This is a genomic window from Streptomyces millisiae (assembly GCF_031845425.1).
Classification (GTDB): domain Bacteria; phylum Actinomycetota; class Actinomycetes; order Streptomycetales; family Streptomycetaceae; genus Streptomyces; species Streptomyces millisiae.
In genome coordinates this window covers 437435-463457 of sequence record NZ_JAVREM010000001.1, presented here as the reverse complement: position 1 = coordinate 463457, position 26023 = coordinate 437435, and the positions used below count along the sequence as shown (strand labels likewise).

General features: G+C 72.1%; 30 protein-coding genes. 18 read left to right on the top strand and 12 right to left on the bottom strand.

Features of this window, described 5'->3' with window-relative positions; all coding sequences use genetic code 11:
- Positions 1 to 73 precede the first annotated feature (73 nt).
- The 10 genes from RNC47_RS02020 to RNC47_RS01975 are packed head-to-tail and all read left to right on the top strand — an operon-like array spanning position 74 to position 9654.
- Positions 74 to 820: an ABC transporter ATP-binding protein gene (locus tag RNC47_RS02020; RefSeq protein WP_311594880.1), complete on the top strand. Its 747-nt coding sequence runs from the start codon at positions 74 to 76 to the stop codon at positions 818 to 820.
- Entirely contained in the window at positions 817 to 1692 is an 876-nt protein-coding gene (locus RNC47_RS02015; protein ID WP_311594877.1) for an ABC transporter permease, read from the top strand. Before RNC47_RS02020 ends, RNC47_RS02015 begins: the two co-directional genes overlap by 4 nt.
- Positions 1693 to 1750: 58 nt before the next feature.
- Entirely contained in the window at positions 1751 to 2926 is a 1176-nt protein-coding gene (locus tag RNC47_RS02010) for a hypothetical protein (protein ID WP_311594875.1), read from the top strand.
- A complete protein-coding gene (locus RNC47_RS02005; protein WP_311594873.1) occupies positions 2926 to 4317 on the top strand; it encodes an FAD-binding oxidoreductase in 1392 nt (463 codons plus the stop codon). Before RNC47_RS02010 ends, RNC47_RS02005 begins: the two co-directional genes overlap by 1 nt.
- A gap of 13 nt (positions 4318 to 4330) precedes the next feature.
- Positions 4331 to 5116 carry a creatininase family protein gene (locus RNC47_RS02000; RefSeq protein WP_311594871.1) on the top strand — a complete coding sequence of 262 codons (786 nt, stop codon included), beginning with the start codon at positions 4331 to 4333 and terminating at the stop codon, positions 5114 to 5116.
- A 10-nt stretch (positions 5117 to 5126) separates the two neighbouring features.
- A complete protein-coding gene (locus tag RNC47_RS01995; protein WP_311594870.1) occupies positions 5127 to 5552 on the top strand; it encodes a cupin domain-containing protein in 426 nt (141 codons plus the stop codon).
- Positions 5553 to 5560: 8 nt separating this feature from the next.
- A complete protein-coding gene (locus RNC47_RS01990; protein WP_311594869.1) occupies positions 5561 to 7144 on the top strand; it encodes an amidase in 1584 nt (527 codons plus the stop codon).
- The gene (locus RNC47_RS01985) at positions 7129 to 7890 is read left to right on the top strand and encodes a cysteine hydrolase family protein (RefSeq protein ID WP_311594868.1); all 762 of its coding nucleotides are present in this window, start codon (positions 7129 to 7131) and stop codon (positions 7888 to 7890) included. Before RNC47_RS01990 ends, RNC47_RS01985 begins: the two co-directional genes overlap by 16 nt.
- Complete coding sequence (locus tag RNC47_RS01980) at positions 7887 to 8984, top strand: acetamidase/formamidase family protein (protein WP_311594866.1); 1098 nt, start codon at positions 7887 to 7889, stop codon at positions 8982 to 8984. The genes RNC47_RS01985 and RNC47_RS01980 overlap by 4 nt, the downstream gene beginning before the upstream one ends.
- Before the next feature lie 7 nt (positions 8985 to 8991).
- Positions 8992 to 9654, top strand: coding sequence for a YoaK family protein (locus tag RNC47_RS01975; protein ID WP_311594864.1), 663 nt, complete (start codon positions 8992 to 8994; stop codon positions 9652 to 9654).
- Between the two features lie 92 nt (positions 9655 to 9746).
- Here RNC47_RS01975 and RNC47_RS01970 read toward each other — a convergent pair whose 3' ends face one another.
- The 3 genes from RNC47_RS01970 to RNC47_RS01960 are packed head-to-tail and all read right to left on the bottom strand — an operon-like array spanning position 9747 to position 11125.
- A complete protein-coding gene (locus RNC47_RS01970) occupies positions 9747 to 10001 on the bottom strand; it encodes a hypothetical protein (RefSeq protein ID WP_311594862.1) in 255 nt (84 codons plus the stop codon).
- Positions 10002 to 10052: 51 nt separating this feature from the next.
- Positions 10053 to 10628, bottom strand: coding sequence for an NADPH-dependent FMN reductase (locus RNC47_RS01965; protein ID WP_311594860.1), 576 nt, complete (start codon positions 10626 to 10628; stop codon positions 10053 to 10055).
- A gap of 41 nt (positions 10629 to 10669) precedes the next feature.
- Positions 10670 to 11125, bottom strand: coding sequence for a nuclear transport factor 2 family protein (locus tag RNC47_RS01960; protein WP_311594858.1), 456 nt, complete (start codon positions 11123 to 11125; stop codon positions 10670 to 10672).
- Between the two features lie 175 nt (positions 11126 to 11300).
- Here RNC47_RS01960 and sigJ point away from each other — a divergent pair, with 175 nt between their 5' ends.
- Together sigJ and RNC47_RS01950 are read left to right on the top strand one after the other, a co-directional pair.
- On the top strand, positions 11301 to 12218 hold the full coding sequence (sigJ, locus tag RNC47_RS01955) for an RNA polymerase sigma factor SigJ (protein WP_311594856.1): 918 nt from the start codon (positions 11301 to 11303) through the stop codon (positions 12216 to 12218).
- Between the two features lie 52 nt (positions 12219 to 12270).
- On the top strand, positions 12271 to 12477 hold the full coding sequence (locus RNC47_RS01950; protein WP_311594854.1) for a hypothetical protein: 207 nt from the start codon (positions 12271 to 12273) through the stop codon (positions 12475 to 12477).
- Positions 12478 to 12674: 197 nt separating this feature from the next.
- Here RNC47_RS01950 and RNC47_RS01945 read toward each other — a convergent pair whose 3' ends face one another.
- The gene (locus RNC47_RS01945; RefSeq protein WP_311594852.1) at positions 12675 to 13643 is read right to left on the bottom strand and encodes a helix-turn-helix transcriptional regulator; all 969 of its coding nucleotides are present in this window, start codon (positions 13641 to 13643) and stop codon (positions 12675 to 12677) included.
- 176 nt (positions 13644 to 13819) lie between these two features.
- Between RNC47_RS01945 and RNC47_RS01940 the strand changes: the two genes are divergently transcribed.
- Positions 13820 to 14512: an SDR family oxidoreductase gene (locus RNC47_RS01940; protein ID WP_311594850.1), complete on the top strand. Its 693-nt coding sequence runs from the start codon at positions 13820 to 13822 to the stop codon at positions 14510 to 14512.
- Between the two features lie 125 nt (positions 14513 to 14637).
- On the opposite strand, the gene RNC47_RS01935 is transcribed toward RNC47_RS01940, so the two are convergent.
- Together RNC47_RS01935 and RNC47_RS01930 are read right to left on the bottom strand one after the other, a co-directional pair.
- Complete coding sequence (locus RNC47_RS01935; protein WP_311594848.1) at positions 14638 to 14766, bottom strand: hypothetical protein; 129 nt, start codon at positions 14764 to 14766, stop codon at positions 14638 to 14640.
- On the bottom strand, positions 14763 to 14936 hold the full coding sequence (locus tag RNC47_RS01930; protein WP_311594846.1) for a hypothetical protein: 174 nt from the start codon (positions 14934 to 14936) through the stop codon (positions 14763 to 14765). The genes RNC47_RS01935 and RNC47_RS01930 overlap by 4 nt, the downstream gene beginning before the upstream one ends.
- A gap of 354 nt (positions 14937 to 15290) precedes the next feature.
- Between RNC47_RS01930 and RNC47_RS01925 the strand changes: the two genes are divergently transcribed.
- The 3 genes from RNC47_RS01925 (at position 15291) to RNC47_RS01915 (ending at position 18794) form a co-directional block, all read left to right on the top strand.
- Positions 15291 to 15881 (top strand): polyprenyl synthetase family protein, encoded by a 591-nt coding sequence (locus tag RNC47_RS01925; protein ID WP_311594844.1) that lies wholly within the window; start codon positions 15291 to 15293, stop codon positions 15879 to 15881.
- A 76-nt stretch (positions 15882 to 15957) separates the two neighbouring features.
- On the top strand, positions 15958 to 16956 hold the full coding sequence (locus RNC47_RS01920; RefSeq protein ID WP_311594842.1) for a UbiA family prenyltransferase: 999 nt from the start codon (positions 15958 to 15960) through the stop codon (positions 16954 to 16956).
- Positions 16953 to 18794: an acyl-CoA dehydrogenase family protein gene (locus RNC47_RS01915; protein ID WP_394814685.1), complete on the top strand. Its 1842-nt coding sequence runs from the start codon at positions 16953 to 16955 to the stop codon at positions 18792 to 18794. Before RNC47_RS01920 ends, RNC47_RS01915 begins: the two co-directional genes overlap by 4 nt.
- Positions 18795 to 18816: 22 nt before the next feature.
- On the opposite strand, the gene RNC47_RS01910 is transcribed toward RNC47_RS01915, so the two are convergent.
- From RNC47_RS01910 to RNC47_RS01900, 3 genes are read right to left on the bottom strand one after another with little or no spacing between them, the layout of a single operon-like run.
- On the bottom strand, positions 18817 to 20007 hold the full coding sequence (locus RNC47_RS01910) for a beta-ketoacyl-[acyl-carrier-protein] synthase family protein (protein WP_311594947.1): 1191 nt from the start codon (positions 20005 to 20007) through the stop codon (positions 18817 to 18819).
- A gap of 35 nt (positions 20008 to 20042) precedes the next feature.
- Positions 20043 to 20993, bottom strand: a complete 951-nt coding sequence (locus tag RNC47_RS01905) for an acyl-ACP desaturase (RefSeq protein ID WP_311594838.1) — start codon at positions 20991 to 20993, stop codon at positions 20043 to 20045.
- Positions 20994 to 21011: 18 nt separating this feature from the next.
- Positions 21012 to 21281, bottom strand: a complete 270-nt coding sequence (locus tag RNC47_RS01900) for an acyl carrier protein (RefSeq protein WP_311594836.1) — start codon at positions 21279 to 21281, stop codon at positions 21012 to 21014.
- 277 nt (positions 21282 to 21558) lie between these two features.
- Here RNC47_RS01900 and RNC47_RS01895 point away from each other — a divergent pair, with 277 nt between their 5' ends.
- Entirely contained in the window at positions 21559 to 21759 is a 201-nt protein-coding gene (locus RNC47_RS01895; RefSeq protein WP_311594834.1) for an alpha/beta hydrolase family protein, read from the top strand.
- On the opposite strand, the gene RNC47_RS01890 is transcribed toward RNC47_RS01895, so the two are convergent.
- From RNC47_RS01890 to RNC47_RS01880, 3 genes are all read right to left on the bottom strand, one after another.
- Positions 21740 to 23044, bottom strand: coding sequence for an MFS transporter (locus tag RNC47_RS01890; RefSeq protein ID WP_311594831.1), 1305 nt, complete (start codon positions 23042 to 23044; stop codon positions 21740 to 21742). The genes RNC47_RS01895 and RNC47_RS01890 overlap by 20 nt on opposite strands.
- 36 nt (positions 23045 to 23080) lie before the next feature.
- Positions 23081 to 23779: an aldo/keto reductase gene (locus tag RNC47_RS01885; protein ID WP_311594829.1), complete on the bottom strand. Its 699-nt coding sequence runs from the start codon at positions 23777 to 23779 to the stop codon at positions 23081 to 23083.
- A gap of 89 nt (positions 23780 to 23868) precedes the next feature.
- Entirely contained in the window at positions 23869 to 24747 is an 879-nt protein-coding gene (locus tag RNC47_RS01880) for a helix-turn-helix domain-containing protein (RefSeq protein ID WP_311594827.1), read from the bottom strand.
- A gap of 166 nt (positions 24748 to 24913) precedes the next feature.
- Between RNC47_RS01880 and RNC47_RS01875 the strand changes: the two genes are divergently transcribed.
- Positions 24914 to 25936, top strand: coding sequence for a zinc-dependent alcohol dehydrogenase family protein (locus RNC47_RS01875; protein ID WP_311594825.1), 1023 nt, complete (start codon positions 24914 to 24916; stop codon positions 25934 to 25936).
- Positions 25937 to 26023: the final 87 nt, after the last annotated feature.

The following is a 26023-nucleotide window of genomic DNA, read 5'->3' as shown; positions in this document are numbered from 1 at the left end:
GAAACAATCAATGTTCATGATATCAACATTCGGCGTTCCGGCCGAAACCGAGACGAGAGGAGGAAGTGGAGACATGTCCGTCATGGTGGAAACGGCGCTGCGCTTCAACGGCGTCGACAAGCGGTTCCCCAACGGCACCCTGGCTCTCACGGACGTCAACCTGTCCGTCGCGGCGGGTGAGTTCGTCTCCGTGGTCGGCCCCTCCGGCTGCGGCAAGTCCACCCTGCTGCGGCTGGCCTCTGGCCTGGACTCCCCGACCGCGGGCACCGTGCACGCCCGCGGCGACTCGGTGGGCTTCGTCTTCCAGGACGCCACCCTGCTGCCCTGGCGCAGCGTGCTGGCCAATGTGGAGCTCCCCGCCGAACTCGCCGGGACGCCCAAGCCCGAGCGCCGGGAGCGCGCACGGGAGGTCCTGGAGCTGGTCGGCCTCGACGGCTTCGAGAAGCAGCTCCCCGGCCAGCTCTCCGGCGGCATGAGGATGCGCGTCTCGCTCGCCCGGGCGCTGATGACGCGGCCCTCGCTGTTCCTGTTCGACGAGCCGTTCGGCGCGCTCGACGAGATCACCCGGCTGCGGATGCAGGAGGAGCTCCAGCGGATCCTCTCCGAGCAGGGATTCTCCGCCCTGTTCATCACCCACTCCGTGCCCGAGGCGGTCTACCTGTCCAACCGGGTCGTCGTGATGTCCGCTCGTCCCGGCCGCGTCACCGCCTCGTTCGACGTGCCCTTCCCCCATCCCCGCCCCGCCGACCTGCGGTACGAGCCGGCCTTCGCCGCCATCGCCGGCGAGGTCTCCGCCGCCCTACGAGGAGGTGCCAGGTGAGTGTCCAGAGCGTCGGCCCCACGGTGGCCGTGCCCGAAGCCCAGGATCCACCCGCGCCCTCGGCGGCTCCCGCCCCCGGCCGCGCGCGCCGAGGGTGGGCCGCACCGCTGGCGCCGCTCGGCTCGCTGCTGGGGGCGCTGGGAGTCTGGTACGTCGTCAGCTACGTCGTGCTGCGGCCCGAGCGCCGCTTCCTCGTCCCCCCGCCGCACCAGGTGCTGAGCGAGAGCTTCCTGGACTGGTCCCATCTGGAGCCGATGCTGTCCGCCCTGGCGCTGACCGCGCGGGTCTCGCTCATCGGACTCCTGCTGGCCTCCGTGCTCGGCGTCGGCGCGGCCGTCCTGATGAGCAGGGCCCGCCTGCTGGAACGCGCGCTGTATCCGTACGCGGTCATCCTGCAGACCGTGCCGATCCTCGCCATCGTGCCGCTGATCGGCCTGTGGTTCGGGTTCGGCTACACCAGCAGGACCGTGGTCTGCGTGATCATCGCGCTCTTCCCCATGATCGCCAACACGCTGTTCGGGCTGCAGTCCGTGGACCGCGCCCACCACGACCTGTTCACGCTGCAGAAGGCGAGCCGCTGGGACCGGCTGCGCAAGCTGGAACTCCCCGCCGCGCTTCCCGCGATCTTCACCGGACTGCGCACGTCTGCGGGGTTGTCGGTGATCGGCGCCATCGTCGGGGACATGTTCTTCAAGCAGGGCAGCCCGGGTATCGGCACCCTGCTCGACGTCTACCGGGCCCGGCTCCAGTCCGAGGACCTGTTCGCCGCCATCATCCTGGCCTCCCTGTTCGGCGTCGCCGTCTTCGCCCTCTTCACCTTCCTCAACCGGCTCGCGGTCGGCTCCTGGCACGGCTCCGCCAGCAACCGCTGACGCCCCCGCATCCGCACACCGGTCCCCTCGTCCCCGCCGCGTTTCCCCGGAGTTCGCCATGCCCTTGACCAGACGCGCCCGCACGACGTCCCTTTTCTCAACTTTCTCCGTCTTCGCCCTGTTCGTCGCCTCGGCCTGCGGAGGTGGCGCGCAGTCCGCCGCCTCCGGCGAGGCCATCGAGTCCGCCCCGCCGGAGCTGCGCCTCGACGGCGTCTGCCCGGACACCGTCGTCCTGCAGACCGACTGGGAGCCCGAGGCCGAGCACGGCCCGCTGTACAACCTGCTGGGCCCCGGCTACCGCATCGACTCCGACCAGAAGCGCGTCACCGGCCCCCTGGTGATCGACGGTCAGGACACCGGCGTCGAGGTGGAGGTCCGGGCCGGCGGAGCCGCCATCGGCTACCAGAGCGTCGCCTCGCAGATGTACGTCGACGAGAGCATCACCCTGGGCACCGTCACCACCGACGGCGCGATCACGGCCGCCGCCGACCAGCCCGTGACCGCCGTCATGGCGCTGATGAAGAAGAGCCCGATCATGCTGATGTGGGACCCGGAGACCCACCCCGACTGGGAGACCATCGCCGACATCGGCGAGACCGACGAGAAGGTCGTCTACGTCGCCGGCAACACCTACGCCTCGATGCTGGTGGCAGACGGCCTGATCCAGGAGAGTCAGCTCGACGCCAGTTACGACGGCTCGCCCTCCCGCTTCGTCTCCGACCCCGGTATCGCGCAGCAGGGCTTCGCCACCGCCGAGCCGTACGTCTACGAGCACGAGATCGGTGCCTGGAACAAGCCGGTGGAGTACCAGCTCCTGGCGGACGTCGGTTACACCGTCTACCCGCAGGCGCTCTCGGCCAGGACCGGGGCGTTGGAGGAGCTGAGCCCCTGCCTGGAACGGCTGGTGCCCGTCCTCCAGCGCTCCGCCGCCGACTTCGCCGCCGATCCGGGACCGGCCGTCGACCTGATATCCGAGCTCGTCACGCAGTACAACACCGGCTGGGTCTACTCCCAGGACACCGGCGCGTTCGCCGCCGAGGAGATGGTGAACCTCGGCATTCTCGCCAACGAGGCCGACGGCAGCATCGGCGGCTTCGACATGGAGCGTGTCGAGCAGATCCGCCAGGACTTCACCCCGCTGATCACCGAGAGCGGGGCCGCCGTCCCCGGCGACCTCACCGCGGAAGACCTCGCCACCAACCAGTTCATCGACCCCACGATCGGTATGGAGTAATGGCCGCAGAGCCCAAGCCCGCCACCCTGTCGGCCGACGAGGTGCGCCGGCTCACCGAACTCGTCGCCGACGAACGGCGGGTTCCCACCGCGCCCGCCGGCACCCGCACGCCGGGCATCGAGGACTTCTGCCGCGACGCGGCCGTGCTGCTCGGGGCCGACGCCGTGATCCGCGACGCGGAAGCACTGGACAAGGCGTCCACGGACTGGGCCCACATGTCCCCGATCCTCGCCGCCAGGCTGCCCGCCGGCCGCGCCGAGGTGGTGCTGCGCCCCTCCCGGCACGAGCTCGTTCCCGCCGTCGTCGCCCTCGCCCACCGTCTCCGGATCCCGGTCACCCCGCGCGGCAAGGGCACCGGCAACTACGGGCAGGCCATTCCGCTGCGCGGCGGTGCCGTGCTCGACCTGACCGGCTGCGACCGCGTCCTGGACGCGGGAGACGGCTGGATCCGCGCCGAGGCGGGCGCCAAGATGTCGGATCTGGAGGCCCACGCCCGCTCGCTCGGCCAGGAGCTGTGGATGTTCCCCTCCACCTTCGGCACCACGCTCGGCGGCTTCCTCGCCGGCGGCAACGGCGGCACCGGATCCCTGTCCAACGGCACCAACGGCGACGGCTTCGTCAGGGAGTTGACCGTGGTGCCCTGCACCGCCGAGGCCGAGCCGTTCACCGTGCGGAACGAGGCCGCCCTGCCGTACATCCACGCCTACGGCACCACCGGCATCATCGCCACGGCCACCGTGAGCCTCCAGCGGGCCCGCGCCTGGACCGGCCTCTTCGCCGCGTTCGACGCCTGGGAGTCCGCGACCGCCGCCCTGGCCGCCCTGGTACGGCTCGAACCGGCCCCACGCCTGGTCTCCATGGACGAGCCGGGTCTCGTGCGCACCTTCGCCCCCGACCCGGCGCTCGACCCGGACGCCCTGAGCCTGCGGTCCATCGTCGAGGAGCGCGCCGAGCCGGAGGCGCGCGCCCTGGTCGAACGCCACGGCGGGCGCGTCCTGGAAACCCGCCCGGCCCCGCGCGGCCCCGCCCTCATCAGCTCGCTCTCCTTCAACCACCCGACGTACCACCTGATGAAGGCCGAGCAGGGTTGGTTCCACCTGGAGATCAGCGGCGACGTGCTGCTGGGCGACCCGTCCGCCGTCAAGGCGGTCTACCCGGACACCGTGCTCCACCTCGAAGGCATGCGCGCCGGCCCCGTCGGCATGCTCATGGCGCGCTACGAGGACCCGGACACCGTCTACCGGGGCATCGAGGCGCTGAACGCCCTCGGCGTCGGCGTCCACGACGTGCACCAGTGGTACGTGGACCGGCGGGTGGACCTGGTGCGCGCCACGGCCCGCACCACGGATCCGCTCGGCCTGATCAACCCCGGCCACCTCCTCAGCGCCTGAAAGGGAGCCAGCCTTGGCCCTCACCCGCTTCACCGAACTCACCGCCCCCGACGTGGCCGAGTTGAGCGCCGACACCGTCGCCCTGCTGCCGGTCGGCGCCATCGAACAGCACGGTCCCCATCTCCCCGTGGCGACCGACTACATCGTGGCGGAGGCGGTCGCCGAGGGTGCCGCCCTCGCCGCCGCCGACAGCTGCGACATCACCCTGCTGCCCGGTCTCGCCTACACCAAGTCCGACGAGCACGCCTGGTCGCCCGGCACCCTGTGGCTGAGCGCCCGCACCCTCCTCGCGGTGCTGGATGACATCGGCCGCTCGCTGGCCGCCGGTCCCGTGCGTCGGATCGCGTTCCTCAACGCGCACGGCGGCAACAGCGCCCTGCTCGCCGTCGCCCTGCGTGAACTGCGCACCAGGCACGGCCTGGCCACGTTCCTGCTGCACGCCTCCCTGCCCGCCGACCAGGGCGGGACCTCACCCGCGACCGAGCACGGCATGGGCGTGCACGGCGGCCACAATGAGACCTCGGCCCTGCTCCACCTGCGGCCCGATCTGGTCCACATGGACCTCGCCCGCCGCAGCGTCCCCGAGCACCTGACCGGCTACGAGTACATCGGCTTCGGCAAGCCGGTCGCGTTCGGCTGGACCAGCGACGACTTCGCCACCGGTACCGGCCTCGTCGGCGACCCCACGGGCGCCACCCCGGAACTCGGCCGCAAGCTCGTCGACGCCGCCGTGGCCCGTGGCGCCGCCGCGCTGCGCGAGTGCGCCCGCTTCTGTCCCGCGCCCCGCCCGACCCCCTAGGGAGACCGCCATGACCACTCCCCCGCTGCTCAGGCCGCTGAACGAGATCACCGCCCATCACATCACCGCCGGCGACACGGTCAAACTCGCCGTCCTCACCGGACCAGGCGACGGCTCGCCGACCACCGTCGTCTTCGAGGTGTGGGAGCCCGGCGGCGCCCAGCCGTTCAACGCGCACACCGACTCGGTCGAGACGTTCGTGGTCCTGGCCGGGCACGGGCGCGCCGAGAGCGACGAGCACACCCGTGACCTGGCACCCGGCGACGTCCTCGTCCTGCCCGCCGGATCCCGGCACCGGATCACCAACGCCTCCGCCACCGAGCGGCTCTACACGCTCACCGTCATGTCCCCCGACGAGGGCTTCGCCGAACTGATCGAGAACGGCCCGGCGACCGCCCTCGACGAGGACGACCTGGCCGTGCTCCGGGCCCGGTGAGCGCCACCGTGACAGACCCGGCCCCGGCCGACGGACCCCTTGACGCCTTCTGGTCGTACGAGCGGGCCCTGGCCGCCGACGACGTCGCGGCCCTCGACCACTGGTTCCTCGACGCCGCCGACACGTTGCGCGCCGAGGGCACCACGGTCCTGACCGGCCACCAGGCCATCGCGGACTTCCGACGCGGTCGGGCCGGCGCTCCCGCCCGCGTGGTGGAGCGCGTGCACACGACCCGGGTCCGATCCGACACCGCCGTGGTGATCGCCGAGACCCGCCGCGCCGACGGCTCCCGAGGGTTGCAGACCCAGGTGTGGCAGCGGACGGACGCCGGCTGGCGGGTCCGGGCCGCCCACGTCAGCGCCGTCCCGCGCCGCGTCCCGGAACCAGGGCCCGACCCGGCCGTCTGGCGCGTCAGCGGCCAACCCCTCGCCGCTGGCGCGCCGGACGGCCCACTGTCGGGGGTCGGCGTCGCCGTCAAGGACCTCTTCGCCGTGGCGGGCCACCCCATCGGCGCCGGCAACCCCCGGTGGCTCGCGGAAGCCCCCGCCGAGGACCGCCACGCCGACGCCGTACGGGCCCTGCTGGACGCGGGGGCCGAACTGGCCGGCATCGCCCACACCGACGAACTCGCCTTCGGCCTCGCCGGGACGAACACCCACTACGGCACCCCCGCCAACCCGGCGGCCCCCGGCCGGATCACCGGCGGTTCGAGCAGCGGACCCGCCGCGGCCGTGGCCCGCGGCTGGGCCGACCTGGGCCTGGCCACCGACACCGCGGGCTCCATCCGGGTGCCCGCCTCGTACTGCGGGCTCTACGGCTGGCGGCCCACGCACGGTGCCGTGCCGACCCGCGGACTCCTCCCGCTGGCCCCCGCCTTCGACACCGCGGGACTGCTGGCCCGCGACGCGGACGTGCTGCGCACCGCCGCCGGAACACTGCTGCCGGACAGCGCGGACGCCCCCGAGCCCGTCCGCGTGCTGGCCGTCGACGACCGCCTCACCGCGCTGGCCGAGCCCGGGGTCCGCGCCTCTCTCGAGGCCGCCTGCCGCGCCCTCGCGCTGCGGACCGGCCTCCCCCTGACCCGCCTCGCCGTACCGGGCACCGAACGGCTCGACGCCTGGTTCCGCGCCTTCCGCACCGTCCAGGCCGCCCAGGCGTGGGAACGCCACGGCGCCTGGATCGACCGCCACCCCGGGGCGCTGGCACCGGACGTCGCCGCCCGCTTCGCCGCCGGGCGGGAGGTGACGCCGGCCCAGCTCACCGCCGCCGAAGGGGAACTGGCCGACGCCCGCTCCCTGATCACCTCCGCGCTCCCGCCAGGGACGGCGCTGCTGCTCCCCGCTACCAGCGGCCCCGCACCCCGCGTCGGAGCCCCGCCGGCCGACGTGGAAGACACCCGCGCCGCCACCCTGCGCCTCACCCACCTGGCCTCGCTCGCCGGACTGCCCGCGGTCGTCTCCCCGCTGCTCGCCGTCCACGGCCTGCCCGTGGGGTTGTGCGCCCTCGGCGAGCCGGGCGCCGACCTGTCCCTGCTCAACCTGGCCGCCCAGGCCGCCCGCCCGGAAGGACTCCCGAGGTGCCCGACGGCCTGATAGGTCCCAACCGCCGCAACGCGTGGACAGCGAGGCCCGGAGGAGTCAGCCTGCTGCGCCCTGCCCGCGCCCCGCGCCCCGTCACCGTCGAGGCGCTCCCCCAGACCGTGACCCTGAACCTCGCGGCAACGGCCCTGATCGTCGTCGACATGCAGAACGACTTCTGCGCCGCAGACGGCTGGCTCGCGTCCATCGGCGTCGACATCACCCCGGCCCGCTCGCCCATCCCCGTCCTCGCCGACCTGCTGCCGAGGCTGCGCGCCGCCGACGTCCCCGTGGTCTGGCTCAACTGGGGCAACCGCCCCGACCGCGCCAACCTCCCGCCCGGTGTTCTCCACGTCTACGACGCCGACGGCACCGGCGGCGGCATCGGCGCGGTCCTCCCCGATGGCCGGGGGCCCGTCCTGGAACGAGGCAGCCCCTCCGCCGCCGTCGTCGCGGAACTCGAACCCGCGGCCGGCGACGTGCACGTCGCCAAGTACCGGATGAGCGGCTTCCAGGACACCGAACTGGACAGCGTGCTGCGCAACCTGCGCGTCGACACCCTGCTCTTCGCCGGGGTCAACGCCGACCAGTGTGTCCTGGCGACCCTGATGGACGCCGCCAACCTCGGCTACGACGTCCTCGTGCTCCAGGACGCCGTCGCCACCACCTCCCCGCCGTTCTGCCTGGACGCCACCCTCTACAACGTCCGCCAGTGCTTCGGCTTCACGCTCACCGGCACGGCCCTGGCGGAGTCCCTGTGACGGTCCTGCTGCAGCCCGGGGCCGGTCCCGTCGACGGGGACCACTACCTGCCGGCAGATCCGGAGGTCGTGCACTGGGGCCTCCTGCCCAACGCCCGGTCGGAGCCAGCCCTGACCATCCGTTCCGGGGAGACCGTCACCCTTGACACAATCAGCCACGAGGGGATCCTCGCCGACCAGGGGCGCGACCCGGCCGCCTTCTTCGGCGCCGCCGGCATACCGGGCACGGCGCTCCTGGCCGACGCCGTCGCGCTGGCCGCCTCGCCCCGGGAGCACGACGCCGCGACCCGGGGCCCGCACGTGGTGACCGGACCGATCGCGGTACACGGCGCACGCCCCGGTGACGTCCTGGAGGCCGAGGTACTGAGTCTGCGCCGCCGGGCACCCTACGGAGTGATCAGCAACCGGCATGGCAGGGGCGCCCTGCCGACGGAGTACCCGGAACCACCCGCCACCGTGCACAGCCTGGTCGCCACCGTCAGCGACGACGGCCGCGGCAGGCTGGCCGTCGGTGACGGCCGCCACCTGTCGTTCCGGCTCCGCCCGTTCCTCGGCATCATGGGCGTCGCCCCCGCCACCGAGGCCCATGTGCACTCCGTGCCACCGGGCCGGCACGGCGGAAACCTCGACGTCCGTCACCTCCTCGCCGGCAGCCGCCTGTTCCTGCCCGTCCAGGTCCCCGACGCCCTCTTCTACGCGGGCGACCCCCACTTCGCCCAGGGCGACGGGGAGGTGGCCCTCACCGCGTTCGAGGCGCCGCTCCGCGCCACGCTGCGCCTGACCCTGCACAGTGACCCCGAAGCGCGCGCTCTGGCCGCGCGGCTGCGGGCGCCCTATGCCGAGACGGCGGACGAGGTCATCGTCCTCGGCTTGGACACCGATCTCGACGAGGCGGTGCGGCACGCGGTCCGCGACGCCCTCACGCTCCTCGACCACCGCCACGGCATCCCGGGCCCGGTGGGTCTCGCCTACCTCAGCGCCGCCGCCGACTTCCAGATCTCCCAGGTGGTGGACGGGGTGAAAGGGGTACACGGCCGCATGACCAAGGCGGACCTGACGGCGCCTCCGGCCGGGACCGCGGCCGGGGACCGGTGATCCGACGATGCGCCCCGAGATCCACCTCCGGCTGCTGCTTGTCCTGACCTTCACCACCGGAATGGTGGACGCCGTCTCCTTCCTGTCCCTCGACGGTGTCTTCGCCGGGAACATGACCGGCAACGTGATCATCATCGGCGCCGCCATCACCGGCGCGGACCACCTGCCGGCCGTGGGTCCCGGGGTCACCCTGGCGTGCTTCGTGTTCGGGGCGGCGGCCGGCGGGCGCGTGCTGCGCTCCTCCCCGCCGGGCTGGAACGTCCGGCACACGGCGCTGGTCGGCGGCGGCGGCCTGGCGACCGCCGGCTCCGGCGCGGCCCTGTTCGCCGGGGGAGCCGAGGTGCCCGTCGCGGGGGCCCTGGCCCTCGCGATGGGGGCGCAGGCCGCCGCGGCCAGGGAACTCGCGGTCAGGGACGTCACCACGGTCGTGGTCACCTCCACCCTGACCGCCTTCTCCGCCGACTCCCCACTCGGGGCCGGCCGGGCCCAGCCGTGGCCACGCCGGGCCGGCGCGATCGCGCTCATGGGGGCCGGCGCCACCACCGGAGCCGCACTGATCCGCCTCGCCCCCGGCTGGGCGCTGCTCGCCGCGGCAGTCGCCGCCCTGGCCACGGCCCTCGCCGGGGCACGCACCACGGCCACGGCGCAAAGCTCGGATCGCTCCCCGTGACAGAAGATGCCCGTACCGGACTGGAGGGCGGCGCACGGGTGATCGGCGATCTGGGACAGACCGTGACGCCCGGTCGAGATTCCGTTCGCGGGTCAGCGCAGGATCTCAGCGCGCAACCGCTCGTTCGGCGTCGCGATGTCCCAGGAGCGAGCAGTGCCCCGTGCGTTCCGGTAGACGCCGGTACCGCCGGTGATGGCCATGTCGAGCGAACTCGTTCCCCCCGACCAGAGCGACTGCATCGTGAGATCCTCGCCCGCGACGTGGATGACCTGACATGATCCGCCGCCACGTCCGACGCTGCGACCGTCTCCGATGGCGGTGCCGGAGTAGACGTGCGTGTCACCCACGCTCGGCCCTGGCTGGCCGCGACGGGACCTGCCGCGGATCCTGGTCGTTGTTCAGGCGGCGGCTTGGGTAGCGGCGCGCAGCGGCGCGAGTGCGGCGCTCCAGGCGACGACCTGGTCCAGGAGGGCGTCCAGCGCGGCGGTGGTGTGGTCGGCCGGCTTGAGGGTGGTGTAGTGCTCGAACTCCGTCATCAGGGACAGCGTGACCTGCTGGCCCACGCTGGCCATCTGCAGCGCGCCGCAGATCAGCCGTAGTTGTTCGGCCGCCCGGGCACCGCCGACGACGCCGTAGGAGACGAAGCCGACCGCCTTGTTGTTCCATTCCGCGTACAGGTAGTCGAGGGCGTTCTTGAGCACCCCGGAGGTGGCGTGGTTGTACTCGGGGGTGACCATGACGAACCCGTCGAACGAAGCGATCCTGGCCGCCCAGTCGCGGGTGTGCGCGTGCTGGTAGTGGCCGTGCTTGGCCCCCAGCGGCTCGTCCAGGTGAGGGAGCGGGTGGTCACGCAGGTCGATCAGCTCGAACTCGGCGTCGGTGCGGCGCGACGCGGTCTCAAGGACCCACGTGGCGACCTGTTCGCCGTTGCGGTTGGGGCGGGTGCTGCCAAGGATGATGCCGATCCTGGTCATGTCCGGTCCTCCTGTATCTGTCGTGTGGTGCGATGGACGCGTCAGCGGGCGTCCGCGCCGCGCCGGGGCGCGGAGCCCGTCAGGGGGCTCTCGTCGAGGTACCGGATCTCGTAGACGCGTTCGCTGAACCTCCAGCCGTCCGGGGTGCGCCGGTAGCGGTCGTGGTAGATGGCGAAGTTCACTCCGGACCGGCCGTCGCGGCCGCGCCCGACCTCGGACATGTACGCACGGCCGGACGCGGTGTCGCCGTCGAGCCGGATCACGCCCGGATGGGTGTTCTGGACCAGGAAGTCCACGAACTCCGGTACCCGTCGGCCCCAGGCGCGGATCTGCTCCTGGCCGGTCATCTCGGCGGGGATGTCGGGCATCCGCCACACGCCGTCCGGTGTGAACAGCGACGCGACACGGTCGTAGTCGCGCATCATCACCGCGTCAGTGAACTCACCGCGCAGCGCCTCGATCTCGACCCGATCCGCGATCGTCTGAGAGTCGCTCATCGTTCCCTCCCTCTCGTAATCCACCGGGGGATGCGGTGCCGGTGTCAGCGGTTCGACGAGACAGCGCACCGGAATGTGAGGCGAGCCGCCGACCTCACATTCCGGTGCGCTGTCTCGTCGGACTGGTGAACGACACGAGCCGGATACGCTCGGCGCGAGGCACGAGGGGAAGACCATGGCCACTGGAAACGATCAGAGCCTGAGCGCGGTCACGAGCGAGCGGCGCCAGCTGATCAATCTCGCCTACCGGCTGTTGGGTTCCCTGGCCGAGGCCGAGGACGCCGTCCAGGAGACCTACGCCCGCTGGTACGCCATGTCCCGCCAACAGCAGGAGGCCATCGAGTCCCCCGGCGCCTGGCTGACGAAGGTCGCGAGCCGCGTCTGCCTGGACCTGCTCGGCTCGGCACGGGCCCGGCGCGAGAGCTACGTGGGCGAATGGATCCCCGAACCGCTGCCCGGACCCACCCCATGGACCACCGGGCAGGCAGGCGGCGGCGCGGCCGACCCGGCCGACCGCGTCACGCTCGACGAGTCGGTCACCATGGCCTTCCTCGTCGTGCTGGAATCCATGACCCCGGCCGAACGCGTCGCGTTCATCCTCCACGACGTCTTCCGTTACCCCTTCGCCGAAGTCGCCGAGATCCTCGGCCGCACGCCCGCTGCCTGCCGTCAGCTGGCCTCCTCCGCCCGCCGCCGGATCCAGGCCTCCCGGACGGCCGCGACACCGGCGGCCCACCAGGCCGGCATCGTCAGGGAGTTCAAGCAGGCGTGGCAGGCCAAGGACATCAGTGCCCTCATCGGCCTCCTCGACCCCGATGCCGCGGTGATCGCCGACGGCGGCGGCCTCACCCGAGCCTCACTCCGCCCCGTCGAAGGCAGCGAGCGGATCGCGCACTACCTGACCGACCTCATCGCCAGGGCACCCGGCACCCTGACCGTCGTGGAACGCACGGTCAACGGCCAGCCCGGCCTGGCTGCTCAGCTGGACGGCCGCACCGTAGCCGTGTACGCCTTCGAGATCGTCGGCGATCAGATCACCCACATCTGGGCGGTACTCAACCCCGAGAAGCTCCGCCCCTGGACAACGAGCTGAACGCAGCGCCCTGACTCACGGGGCGGACATTCCCCTTCGAGGGGAGGAGCAGATGTTGGGTGACCTGTTCGAGGACAAGGTGGCGCTGGTGACCGGCGCGGGTGCCGCAAAGGACCCGGCCACCGCCCGGGACTTCGTGGGCGAGGGTGCCGCCGTGGTCCTGACCGGCCCCGGCCAGGACGCGATCCACCGGGCCGCGGACCAGCTGCCGTCGCAGGAAGCCCCCAGCAGCCGGCCGAAGGGATCCGTGAGGACCTGACGGCTGACGCTCAGGCGGACAAGGGCACGAGGCCTCTGATGGAGACCGATTTCTTGGTCGAAAACCCATCTGCCAGGGGCTTGACTTGTCTGTCAGCCCGACTAGCCCTCCGACCGAGCAGGTTGGGAAGAGCTCACAGGCAGACATCTTGATTTACCAGCGCCGCTCTTCTCGGTGACGGTGACGGTGACGAGAGCTCAGTCCTGACCAGGCGCCGGGCTTTCCGCCCTCTCCGGCGTTTCCTGGGTTGAACCGCGCTCCGTCAGTGGGGTCTGCGGTGCTGTCCAACTGGCGAGGAGTTTGAGGCGGTCCTCCGAGGCGGTGCCCGGCTCGGCCGTGTAGATGATCAGGTCGTGAACGGCCCGTTGAGGCAGGGGCAGGTCCAGGGAGCGGAAGGTCATCTCCAGACGGCCGACTTCGGGATGGTTCAGCCGCTTGACGCCTTCGTGACGGATTCGGACGTCGTGACTGGCCCACATGGTGCGGAAGTCGGCGCTGAGCGTGGACAGTTCGCCAACGAGCTCACGCAGGGCCCGGTCGTGAGGTTCACGTCCGGCTTCGGCGCGGAGCACTGCGACCGTGGCCCTCGCGCCTTCCTCCCAGTCGACGAAGAAGTCGAAAGAGCCGGGGTCGAGGAAGAAGTAACGGGGGAAATTGGCGCAGCCCCGGTCGCCGGTGGTGTCGCTGTCGAACATCGGTGAGTACAGGGCCCTGCACAGCGCGTTGCTCGCGACGATGTCCAAACGGCCGCTGCGTACGAAGGCGGGAGCCATGGCCATGGAGTCCACCATCCATTGGACGGAAGACGGGATCTTGACGTCCTTGCGGCGGAGCGACCTGCGGCGGGCGGGGCGAGCCGCTCTGGCCAGATCGAGCAGGTAGACGCGCTCGTCCTCATTGAGGAGCAATGCCTGCGCGACCGCTTCCAGCACGTCCTCGGACACGCCGCTGATGTGGCCCTTCTCCAGCCGCGTGTACCACTCGGTACTCACGCCGGCGAGGGTCGCGACCTCCTCGCGCCGTAGTCCCGGAACCCGGCGTCGTCGGCCGGTGGGCAGTCCGACCCGCTCCGGGGCGAGCTTGGCGCGTCGGCTGACGAGGAAGTCGCGGATGTCCGAGCGGTTGTCCGTGTGACTCCCGGTGTGGTTTCCGGGCGGAGGTTCCATTCGCCCACGGTACCCATGGTCCGGCCGACAGAGAGAGGTTGTGTTTATACCCCCCATAAACGCGATCTTGCCCGCCGCTGACGGCGCCGGTTTCGTGGGGTCGGCGGACTTGCACGGCACTCCTTCGTCGCGGGCCGTCGTCCGCCGTCATCCATCCACGCCTCAGGAGCATGACCATGACCAGCAAGACCGTACTGATCACCGGCGCGACCAGCGGTATCGGCGCCCACACCGCGCGGTTGCTCATCGACCGCGGCCACCGCGTGGCCGTCACCGGCCGCAACGAGAGCAAACTGAAGACTTTCCTCGACGAGGCCGGCCACCCCGACCGGCTGCTGGGCCTGGTCGCGGACGCGGCGGACTGGCAGGCCACCGAGTCGGCCGTGACCCGTACCGTGGCGCATTTCGGTGCCCTTGACGCGGCGGTGGCCAACGCCGGATTCATGTCCGGTGACTCCATCGGGGCCGGCGACCCGACACTGTGGTCGCCCATGATCCTCACCAACGTCCTCGGCCCCGCCCTGCTGGCCCATGCCTCCCTGCCGCACCTGGAGGCCACTGGCGGACGGCTGGTGCTCATCGGCAGCGTCGCCGGGCTGAAGAACTCTCCCGCCAATCTCTACTCGGCCACCAAGTGGGCTACCACCGGACTCGCCGAGAACCTGCGCCTGCACGCCACGACCCGCGGCATCGGTGTCACTCTTGTCAACCCCGGCGTGATCGACACGCCCTTCTGGCAAGGCGCCAGCGTTCCCCCCTTCGCCCTGCCTCCCCAGCCCGTCGCCGAGGCCATCTGCTTCGCCCTCGACCAGCCGGCGGGCGTCGACCTCAACACCCTGACCATCCGGCCCATGGGCCAGCCCGTCTGACCACGCCCGGTTGTCACACCACGCCGCTCACTGTCTCGGAGCTTTCTTTGCACGTCTTTGTCACCAGGGGGCTGGTCTGACCGGTCCGCGGCGAGCAGGCGTGCTCGGAGTCGCGGTCCAAGATGTCACTGAGCCACCGACTCGGGATCCATCAGATCCGCCCGGACCCAGCTCACCGCCGCCTCAGGCAGCAGTTCGAGCATCGACTCCTGGACCTGGGCCAGCCGCTTGGTGTCCCGGCCGACCATGATCACCGGCTGCCCCTGCCGCGCGACCTCCAGCGCGCTGGCGCGCCGATGTTCGGCTTGATGTGCGAGGCGGTGAACACGTTCCCCGAATCCGCCCCCACCTCCGACGTCCGGAACCCGACCCCGGTGATCACCACCGTCCGCCGCCGCGCGTCCTGGTCCACGACAGATTCCATGGGTGCCTCTCCCTCGACCTGGTGCTCGCTGTTTCCCTCACCACCTCACCGACCACGAACAGCCTCAAGCCGAGCCACTCCGAACAGGCGACCTTCAGCCCGTCCGCGTCGCCCTCGGATACGCAACCAGGTGTTCGACGTGACCGCGGGGAGCCCGCGGCCGGCACCATGGCGCCGCTTGCCGCCGGGTCCGCCGGGCCCAGCGAGGCGTTCAGCGGTCCGGGACCCGCTTGTTGTGCCCTGTCCGGACACCACACACCGGGGACATGACACGGAAGAGTCGTTACTCGATTCGGCGATGGGTCGTTAGCTGCGCGGGCATCGATGATCCTCGCGCGAGTGGGTGACGGACGGGTGAGCACAGACGCGGACGAGCGGCACGCTGATGGATCGTCCGGTCGGGAGGCAGGCTTCCGCTGGGCCGGTGGCGCTGCGGCCGCAGTAGTGCGTCGGGCGATCGAACTCGCGCACGTGGGCAGCCTGCTGCACGACGACATCCTCGACGGCGAGGATATGCGGCGCGGGAGGCACGCCCCATACCGGCGGTTCGGAATCCCGCGGGCGATCCTGACCGGCGACGAAATGCTGTTCGCCTCATTCGAGCAGGTGGTGCGCTGCGGCGAGCAAGGCGTCCCGGCCCGTGCGGTTCAGCAGGCGGTCGGGGTGCTGGCCGGTGCGGGCAGGGATATCGCGGCGGGGGTGGCTCGCGAACTCACCTGCACCGCCGTCACGCGACGCAGTAGCCCCGAATCGGCGCTCGCCGACTACACGGAGACGGTACGGCTGGAGAGGGCGGCGCTGCCGCGGGCCTCGTGCGAACTCGGGGACGAGATCCCACCCGGCCCGCACCGCCGGGTGTTACGGGAACTGATCGAAATCGTCGCCGATGACGCCGACACCGCGGTACCGGCAGCGAGGCAGCGGGCGAGCGATGAACCGTTCTGACCCGTTGCGGGCTCGACCGGCCCGGAAGCGAGGGCGCCTCGCCGCTTGGCCGCGGCTGTCGGGCCATCTGGAGACCTTGCGCCCCTACGACCTGGTCGTGGTGCCGTTGGTCGCCGCCGCGGGCGCGGCCCTGGCCGCCCCGGTCCCGGCACCGCTGGCGGAGTCGACGGCGGCCGTGATCGCCGCCGCCGCGTGCTCGAGCGCGCTGTACGCCGCGGACTACCTGACCCGGGCCGAGGACCTCGCGACCAAGCCACGGCGGCCGATTCCCTCCGGGCGGCTGTCGCCCCGCGCTGCCAAGACGTCTGCGATTCTTGCCGCCCTCATCACGGTCGTGTTGGCCTGCCTGATGAATCCCCGCACGCTGCTGTTTGTGGCCCTGAGCGCGGCCGCCTATTACGCCTACGGCAAGTGGTTGAAAAACCGAGGTCTGTGGGGCGACGCGGCCAGTGGGTTCGCCGGCTGGTCCTGCTCCCTGCTGGTCGGTGCCTGTCTCACGACGCCGTGGCCGCCCGCCGGGCTGATCGTGGTCGCCGCCGCGCTGGGACTGCAAGGGGCGTTCGGCAATCTTCTCCTGGCCGTCAACGACCGTTCCCATGACCAGCGTGCCGGCTGCCGTACCTTTCCCGTCCGCCACGGCCAAGCCCGTGCGGCGCGAGCCCTGGCCGGGCTCGCGGCGGCCACCTATGCGACCGCCGCGCTGGCCCCGCTGGTGACGGGACGTCGGCCCACGCCGGGCTTCTTCCTCTTCCTCGGCGTCGCCCTGCTCATGGCAGTCGCCGCACTGGCCGTGGCCTGGCCACACCGTCTCGGCGGCGCCCGGCCGCGGCAGGCGATCACCTGGCACCTGTTCGAGCGGCTCCTGCTGCCCGGTGCGCTGCTGGCGCTGACCGGCCGGAGCGAAGCCGCCGCAATCGCCGTCGCGCTCGCCGCGTCGGTCGTCGCCCTGACCCCGCGCCCCATACTCCCACCCGACACCAGGCGTCGCTTGCCCGTGTCGCGGGCCAGGTCAGGAGATCCGGCCGCGCCGGCTGGGCGTGCCCCACCCGTCGGCCCGTCGTTGGACGGTGCATGAACGCGGTGACACAGACCTTGGACACTGAGGGCGCGGTGGCGACACTGCGCGGTGCCCTGTTCGGGCCGGGAGCGGACGAGTCGCATGGCCCGTACTGGCGGTTGTTGTCCACCGAGGCGTTCCGGCGGGTCGCTGAGGCGACTCCGGAGCGGCGGTTGCGAGACGCCTACGAGCGGCTTCGGTTGCTGAACGGGGTCGTGCCCGATCCGCTGGCGTTCGTCGCCGATCCGGCCCGGTTGGCGGCGGTGCACGAGTCGCTGGGCTTCGTGGATCCGACGCTGACGTCGGCGGCGACCATCCACTACAACCTGTTCCTGGGCAGCCTGGTCGACGAAGGCACCTTCTCGCACGAAGAGTTGGCTCCCTTCGCGGCGATGCGCCAGGTGGGGACGTTCCTGGTGACCGAGGTCGCCCACGGGAACGATGTCGCCGCGGTGGAGACGACGGCCACCTACGACCGGGTCTCGGACTCCTTCCTGCTGCACACGCCGAGCGCGGGGGCGCAGAAGTTCATGCCGAACGCGAGCCCGGTCGGCGGGCCGAAGACGGGATTGGTCGCGGCGCGGCTGCTGGTCGACGGCGTGGACGAGGGCGTGTTCCTCTTCCTGGTCCGGCTCACGGACGCCACGGGGACGCTGCCCGGCGTCCGGGTGCGTCGGCTGCCGCCGCGTCTCGGCAGCCCCTTCGACCACTGCCTGACCTCGTTCGACCAGGTGCGGGTGGAGCGTAGGGCGTTGCTGGGCGGCACGCACGCGCGCTTCGAGGCGGGCCGGTTCAGCTGTGACACGCCGCGTGGTCAGCGCTATCTCAGGGCGCTGCGGCGGGTGATGGTCGGCAAGCTGTGCATGAGCGCGTGTGCCGTGGGTGGCGCCCGCGCGGTGCTCTCGTTGGCCGTCCGTTACGGACAGGGGCGGGAGATCTCGGGCCTGACCGGCACGGCACGGCTACCGGTCTTCGCGCTGCGCAGTCACCACGGCCCGCTCGTCGAGGCGTTGGCGACGACCTACGCCATGAACATGCTCTACCGGGAGGCGGTCAGCCGCTGGCAGCACGACGGCGCGGGCGAGCGGCGGGAGGACGCGGCCCGGCTGGTCTCGGCGGCCAAGGCGTGGATCACCTGGCGGGGCCGCGAGATCGGCGCCGAGGCGAGGGAACGCTGCGGCGCGCAGGGGCTGCTGGTCCACAACGGCATCGCCGACCAGCTGGCGGCCGTCGAGGGCACCATCACCGCCGAGGGCGACAACCAGGCCACCATGTCGAAGGTCGCCGCCGAACTGGTCCTGGAGCACCGGGCGGCGCGGCACGGCGCCGCCGCCGTGCCGGGCGGCGACCTGACCCGCCCCGAGGTGGCGCACGGGCTTCTGCGGGCGGCTCGCAACATCTGGCTCGACCGCGCGGTCGCCGGCACGCGCCAGGCGCCGCCCGGGGCCCTGGCGCGGCGGAACGGCTCGATGGGTCCCGCGCTGCGCGCCGCCGATCTCCATGTGCACCGGCAGGCGGCCGAGGCCCTCGCCCGCGCGGCGGCGGAGACGGCGCCCGGGGCCGGTCGCGAACTGCTGGAGTCCCTGCACCTGTTGTTCGCACTGCGCGCGGTCGCCGAGCACAGTGGGGACCTGCTGGCCCAAGGCCTCATCGCCGCCGACCAGGTGGAGCGGCTGCCACTGCTACGGGAGGCGCTGATCACGCGGATCGCGCGGCACGCCCGCACCCTGGTGGACGCCTTCGCCGTACCCGAGGCGTTCTTCGCCGGCATCCCGATCGCGTCGGCGGACTACGTCACCGCGTACGACGACCCGGAAGGCCCCTGGCACACGCCGCCTCGCCAGCGCCGCCGCTGACGAGGCGGAGCCGCCGTCGCCGTCACGCGGCGCCGAACACCAGCGCCGCGTTCTGTCCGCCGAAACCACAGGACGTGGAGAGCGCGAGGTCGCCCTCGATCCGCCGGGTCCCTCCGGTGACGATGTCCAGTTCGAGCCCGGGATCCTGCTGCCCGAGATTGGCCGTGGGCGGCACCTCCCCCCGTTGGAGGGACAGCACGGTGACCGCGGCCTCGATCGCCCCGGCGGCCCCGAGGGCGTGGCCGACCACGCTCTTCACCGCCGTCACCGCCGGCACGGACGTGGGGAACAGCCGGCGCAGCGCCCTGGCCTCGGCGGCGTCCCCCGCCGGCGTGGACGTGCCGTGGGCGTTGACGTGGCCGATGTCGCGAGGAGAGCAGCCGGCGTCGGCCAGGGCCTGCTGGACTGCCAGCACCGTGCCCTCACCCTCCGGATGAGGATGGACGGGATGATGCGCGTCGGCGGCGGCACCGTGGCCACGCAGCACCGCGCGCACCGGCGCGCCGCGCCGGCGGGCGTGCTCCGCGCGCTCCAGGACCAGGATCGCCGCGCCCTCGCCGAGGACGAAGCCGTCACGCTCGCGGTCGAACGGCCGGCACGCCAGCCACGGGCGGTCGGTGCGCGCCGAGAGGGCACGCATCTGGGCGAAGGTCGCGGCGGTCATGGGCGCCCTGCCGGACTCGGCGCCGCCCGCGAGCACCACGTCGCACCCGCCGCCGAGCAGGATGTCGCGGGCGACGCCCAGCGCGTTGGTTCCGGAGGCACAGGCGCTGGACACGGTGAAGTTGGGGCCGCGGACGCCGAGGTCGAGCGCGATCTCTCCTGCGACCATGCTGGGGATGCTCCGTGGCAGCGCCAACGGCGACACCCTCGCTGGTTTCCCGGACCCGAGCAGGGTGAACTCCCGCACATAGGTGTGCAGGCTGTTGCCACCCACCCCGACGACGACGCCGACCCGGCAGGGCCGCGCGGCGGGCAGGTCCAACCGCGCGTCGGCCACCGCCTGGCGAGCCGCGACGATCCCCAGGTGCGCGAAGCGGTCCAGCCGGTTCGCCAGCCGGGGCCCGAGTTCGAGCGCCGCGTCGAACCCCTCGACCCGACAGGAGATGTCGACACGCAGGCCCGCCAGGTCGGGGTCGTGGGTCGCCAGCGACCGGCCCTCGGCGAGCACCTTCCAGTTCGCCTCCACGTCACCGCCCGCCGGTGTGATCATCCCGATCCCCGTGACGGCGACCTCGCCGCGCCCCGTCACGCCCCCTCCCCGGCTCGGCGCCGGTCGGCCAGGCGGGCCCGCAGCTCACGCACCCGCCGTGCCTTCCCGGACAGCGTCTCCAGGTGACGGCCCAGGCGGTCCACGGCCTCCTGTCCCACCGGACCAAGGCCGCCGCGTTCCATGATCCGCAACGTCCGCAGCAGCGGCGTCACCACGTTCTCGTGGTGCATCGCCAGGTCGTAGATCCCCGCCGCGGCGATCCGCGCGGCCCTGCCGTGGAATCCCGGGATGCCGTGCCCGGGCATCCGGAAACCGCAGATCACGTCCGCGAAGGCGGCGGTGACCTGGTCCGGCGCGACGTCGAGCGCGTCGGCGCAGATCGAGCGGTAGAAGATCATGTGCAGGTTCTCGTCCGCCGCGATGCGGCTCATCAGGCGAACCCCGTGCGGCTCCGCACAGGCCTGGCCCGCGTTGCGATGTGCTTCCCTGGTGGCCAGCTCCTGCACGGTCACATAGGCCAGGGCGTGGGCGAGCGTCGGCTGCCCGCTGTCGTAGCCCGCGCTGACGTGCGCCATCCGCGCCCGCTCCAACACCACCGGGTCCAACCCGCGCACCACGTGCAGATAGCTGCGCAACGCCTCGGAGTGACGCCCCTCCTCAGCCGTCCAACGATGCACCCAGGTACCCCAGGCACTCTCCCTGCCGAAGCGCGAGGCGATCTCGTGGTGATAGCTGGGCAGGTTGTCCTCGGTGAGCAGATTGACCAACAGGGCGTCCCGCACGGCGGGCGCCAACGGCGACTGCTCGGCACGCCAGGGCTCGCCGGCGAGCGGGCCGTCGTAGTTCCTGGCCACCTCCCAGGGGACGTACTGGTGCGGAAACCAGTCGCGCGCGGACTCCAGGTGACGATCCAACTGACGGGCGACCGCCGGCTCCAACTCCCGCAGCAGATCCACTCGCCCGGCCACGACACCCCGCTCGTTCATGCCCCTGTGCCCCCCACCTCAGCAGGAACCATTCGGCATCGCGGAACGGATGAACTCGGTCGCCTCGGCGAGCGTGCTCGAAGGCGACAACGCCTCCATCTCCCCCACGAGTTCAGCCCCGGTACGGTCCTCCAGGGCCACGACCACCTCCATCAACCCGAGGGAGTCCAACCCCAGGTCGTCCAGCGTCGCCGCCGGATCGAGGTCCTCCTCCGCCACGTCGAAGAACTCCCGCAGCAGGTCCCGCAGTGCTGCCTCGTCGAACTCCTGAACCGCCTGTCCGGCCATCTGCTCCTCCAACACTCCCCTACTCGTGTCGCCGATGCCTAACGGCCGCCCGGCTACGGAGTCACCGACGAAAAGGCGCACGAAGCCCGGTCTGGTGAGTGAAGAACGTCGCTCGGGGAGAGCGCCCGGGCGGCCCGCCGGCAGCCGACCTGCCGAGGCGCGCCGCCTCCCCCGGGTGCGGCTGGCCGAAGCCGCAGGACCGATGGCCATCCGCGCCCGGCGAACGGGATCACGATCACGGCGGAAGCTGGGCCGGCGGGCGCTCGCGGTGATCTACATGCTCGCGCCTCGCAAGGCCCTCCTGGTGACCGGATCGGAGGCGCACTCCCGCTACTACTCCGAGGACGTCCAGGCGATGGCCCCCGACACCGTCGACCTCCTGACCGTCCCCGGCGCGGACCACGTCGACCTGTACGACCGGAAGGACATCATCCCGTTCGACAGGCTCGACGCGTTCCTCACCGAGAACCTCGCCTGACCGGAAGTTCCCCCGACGGGCCGGTACCGCCACCGGCGACCTGTCGGGGGAGCCTCCACGGTTGGTCGGACGTGCCGAGCAGGCGGGGGCGGGTGAGGACGATGACGGCGGCGAGGGTCGCGAGACCGGCGTATCCGATCGCGATCTCGGACAGCTCCAGGCCGGCGCCGGCAAGCCGCCCGGCGATCAGGCTGGGGAGGGCCGCGCCACCATAGGAGACCAGGTAGACCGTGGACATGAGCCCCGCCCGCTCGGTGGGTTCGACCCTGGCGAGGAGTGCGTGCAGTGTTCCGGTGAACGCGGCACCCTGGCCGGTGGCCGCGACGACGCCGCAGGCGATCACGAGGGCGATGGTGCCGGTGTACAGGCCGGCGACGATCCCGGCCACGGCGAGCGCGAACACCACGATCCCGGTCCGCTGCGCGGTCAGCGGCGCGAGCCGGCCGGTCAGCGGCCCGCCGAGCGCGTAAGGGGCCATGAAGGAGGCGAACACGATCCCGGCGACGAGGGCGTCGCTGGTGCCGAGGTCGTGCGCGGCGATGGTGGGACTGAACGCCTGGTAGAACCCACCGAGCGCCCAGGTGCCGCAGAACACCGCGACCGCGGCCGGGAGCAGCGGTCGTATCGAGGCGGGTACCAGCACCTTGGGCCTCAGGGAGGTGAGCACGCCGGGCCGCCACGTCACGGGGTCCGGGCTGGCCAGCAGCAGTGCCGCGCACACGGTCAGCAGTACCGTCGCGGTGAGGTGCGGGGTCAGGGCCGGGGCGGGAGCATGTTCAGCCAGTGCCCCGGAGCCGACCGCGCCGATGGTGAGGCCGACCAGCGGGGCGCCGGCCGGGGCCGCCGCGGCCAGCCAGGTCGGCTTTCGGGGGGCGAGGTCGACGGCGTACGCGGCGATCGCCGACGATCCCAGACCGCAGGCCACACCGTGCAGGACGCGGCCGGCGACGAGGACCGGCAGCCCGGTCACGTCCAGCAGCGTCAGGCATCCCGCGGCGGCCAGGATCACCGCTGCGAGGCCGACGGGACGTCTGCCGAGGTGGTCCGAGATTCGGCCGAGGACGATGAGGGTGGACATCACCGCGATGAAGTACGACACGGCCGCGAGCGACAGATCAGCGGTGGAGAGCCCGCCTGCGGATCGGTACCGCTCGTAGAGCGGGATCGGGGCGCCGGAGGCGACGAACACACCGACCAGCGACACCACGGCGGCGACGAACCCGAACCGCTCGCGCCGCCGTGGCCCTGCGGGGCTCCCCACGCCGTTACGTTCCGTTATCGTCATGAGGCCTCCGTGGAACCGTGGAGTTGGCGTGCGGGTTCACCGGGTGCTCAGCGCCGTCAGCGTGTCGAGCTGTTCCTGCTCCAGCACGATGTCCGTCGCGGCGGCGTTGGCGGTGATCTCCGCGGGGGTTTCGGCGCCGACGATCGCTGAGGCGACCGCCTGCCGTGACAGCAGCCACGCCCGGGACACCTCGTGGGGGCGCCCTCCCCATTCCCGGCTCAGCCGTTCGACCTCGCGGCCGACCTCCAGCTCGGCGTCGGAGAAGCCGGGGCCGGAGAATCGCTGCCAGCCGGTGTCGTCGTAGGCGAGCAGCGTCTGCTCCAGGGGGGTGTGCGGGTCGGGGAAGTGCGCGTAGTAGACGTCGATGTAGTCCGTCCGCAGGCGGCGCAGGCTGTGCTCCACCTGCTGGACGATGTGCCGCCTGGACAGCCCCGCGCCGGGGCCGAGCCGGCGTTCACCTGACTTCGTCGCGAGCACGACCTCGTCGCGGCGGCCTTCCAGGGCGCGGCCGAGGATCACCTCCGCCGGCTCCCGGTCGGCGGCAGCACCCGACTGGTCGAACACCGACAGCGTCCCGTAGACGTTCGCGGTGTCGAAGAAGGTGATCCCGGCGTCGAGCGCCGCGTGGACGACCTCCTCGGCTTCGTCCGCGCGGGGAGCCACGCCGAACGTCGCCGTGCCCAGACAGATCCTGGACACCTCGACACCGGTCGGCCCGAGCACCGCGTACTCCATCAACACGTCCTCTCGTCCCGGCCCTTCGGGGTGAAGCTGGCCGGTTCCGCGCCGAGGGGAGAACTCGGCGGTCGCGGTGAGCCGCGGCGTCAGGGGTGGTGGGTGGGGGTGGTGTCGTCCTGGGTGGCTGTCCAGGAGGCGAGCAGGCGGAGGGCTTCTTCGGAGGGGGAGCCGGGTTCGGCGGTGTAGATGAGGAGGGTGAGGCCGGGTTCGTCGTCCACGGCTGAGCCGTGCCAGGCGAGGGTGAGGTCGCCGACGACCGGGTGGTGGAAGCGTTTGACGCCGGTGCCGTGTCGGCGGACGTTGTGGGCGCCCCAGCGGGTGCGGAAGGCGTCGCTGCGGGTGCACAGCTCCCCGACCAGGTCGTGCAGGTCCTTGTCGTGGGGGTTGCGGCCGGCCTCGATGCGCAGGACGTCCACGGTCATGTCGGCGATGAGGTCCCAGTCGGGGTAGAAGCGGCGGGCCGCGGGGTTGAGGAACTGGAAGCGGGCCATGTTCGGCGGCTGCGTGCCGTCGTCCACGTCGACGAAGAAGGCGCGGGCCAGCCGGTTGGCGGCCAGGAGGTCCTGGCGGCCGTTGAGGACGAACGCGGGCCCGGCGGTGACGGCGTCCAGGGTCCACTGCAGGTTCTTGGGCGGCACCCACTGCCTGCCGGGGCGCGACCGGGGTCGGGCGAGGGCGTCGGAGCCTTCCTGGGCCTGGGCCAGGTGGAGCAGGTGGGCCCGTTCGATGTCGTCGAGTTGGAGCGCGCGGGCGACCGCTTCCAGTACGGCGGGTGAGGCGCCGGCGAGGTTGCCGCGCTCCAGCTTGCCGTAGTACTCGACGCTGACGTCGGCCAGCGCCGCGACCTCGCTCCTACGCAGCCCGGGCACGCGGCGCCGGCTGCCGGCCGGCAGCCCGGCCCGCTCCGGAGTGATCTTGGCGCGCCGCGAGGTGAGGAACTCGCGGACCTCGGCACGGTTGTCCACGCCGCCGACGGTACGCCGCCCGCTCGGCCATAGGGATGTACTACCAGTACATCCCTCACCAGTACCTGGTCGCTCCCGCGTCAAGCCGATTACCTGGACAGCGTGGCACCCAGCCCGCCCGGCGCCCCGAGACGCCGGTTCTTCCCGAAGGCAAGGAGCAACCCCCATGCGCGGTGTCGTCATGCACGCCCCCGGCGACTTCCGGGTGGAGGAGCGCGAGGACCCGAAGATCCTGCACCCCACGGACGCGATCATCCGGCTGTCGGCGACCTGCGTGTGTGGCTCCGACCTGTGGCCCTACCGCGGGGCGGAGCCCATCGAAGGCCCCTCCCCGATCGGCCACGAGTACGTGGGCGTCGTGGAGGAGGTCGGCAGCGAGGTGCGGAACATCAAGCCGGGCCAGTTCGTCGTGGGCGCCTTCTCCACCTCGGACAACACCTGCGAGAACTGCCGCGCCGGATACCAGACCTCCTGCGTCCAGCGGGAGTGGATGAACGCGATGGGCGCCCAGGCGGAGCGGCTGCGCGTCCCGCTGGCCGACGGCACCCTGGTGGCCACCCCCGGCACGCCCGACGAGGACCTGATCCCGAGCCTGCTGACCGCCTCCGACGTGCTGGGCACCGGCTGGTTCGCGGCCACGGCCGCCCAGGCGGGCCCGGGCAAGACGGTCGCTGTGGTCGGCGACGGCGCGGTCGGCCTGCTCGGCGTGCTGGCCGCGGGGCAGCTCGGCGCGGAGCGGATCATCGCGATGTCCCGCCACGAGCCGCGCCAGCGGCTCGCGCGGGAGTTCGGCGCCACCGACATCGTCACCGAGCGCGGCGACGCGGGCGTGGCCCGGATCAAGGACCTGACCGGCGGCTATGGCGCCCACTCGGTCATCGAAGCCGTCGGCACCCAGGAGTCGATGCTCCAGGCCATCCGCGCCACCCGCCCCGGCGGGCACGTCGGCTACGTCGGCGTCTCCCACGACGTCACCCTCGACGGCCAGGAGCTGTTCTTCTCCCACGTCCACCTGCATGGCGGCCCCGCCCCGGCCCGCCAGTACCTGCCGCACCTGATCGACCTCATCTGGAACCGGAAGATCAACCCAGGGAAGGTCTTCGACCTCACCCTCCCCCTGGAACAGGCCGCCGAGGCCTACCGGGCGATGGACGAACGCCGCGCCATCAAGGTCCTGCTCAAGCCCTGACCCACAACGAACACGACGAAAGAGGACGGTACGAGCACCTGGTGATCGCGACGAAGGCCGGGCAGACCCGGCCGGGACCCGACCAGG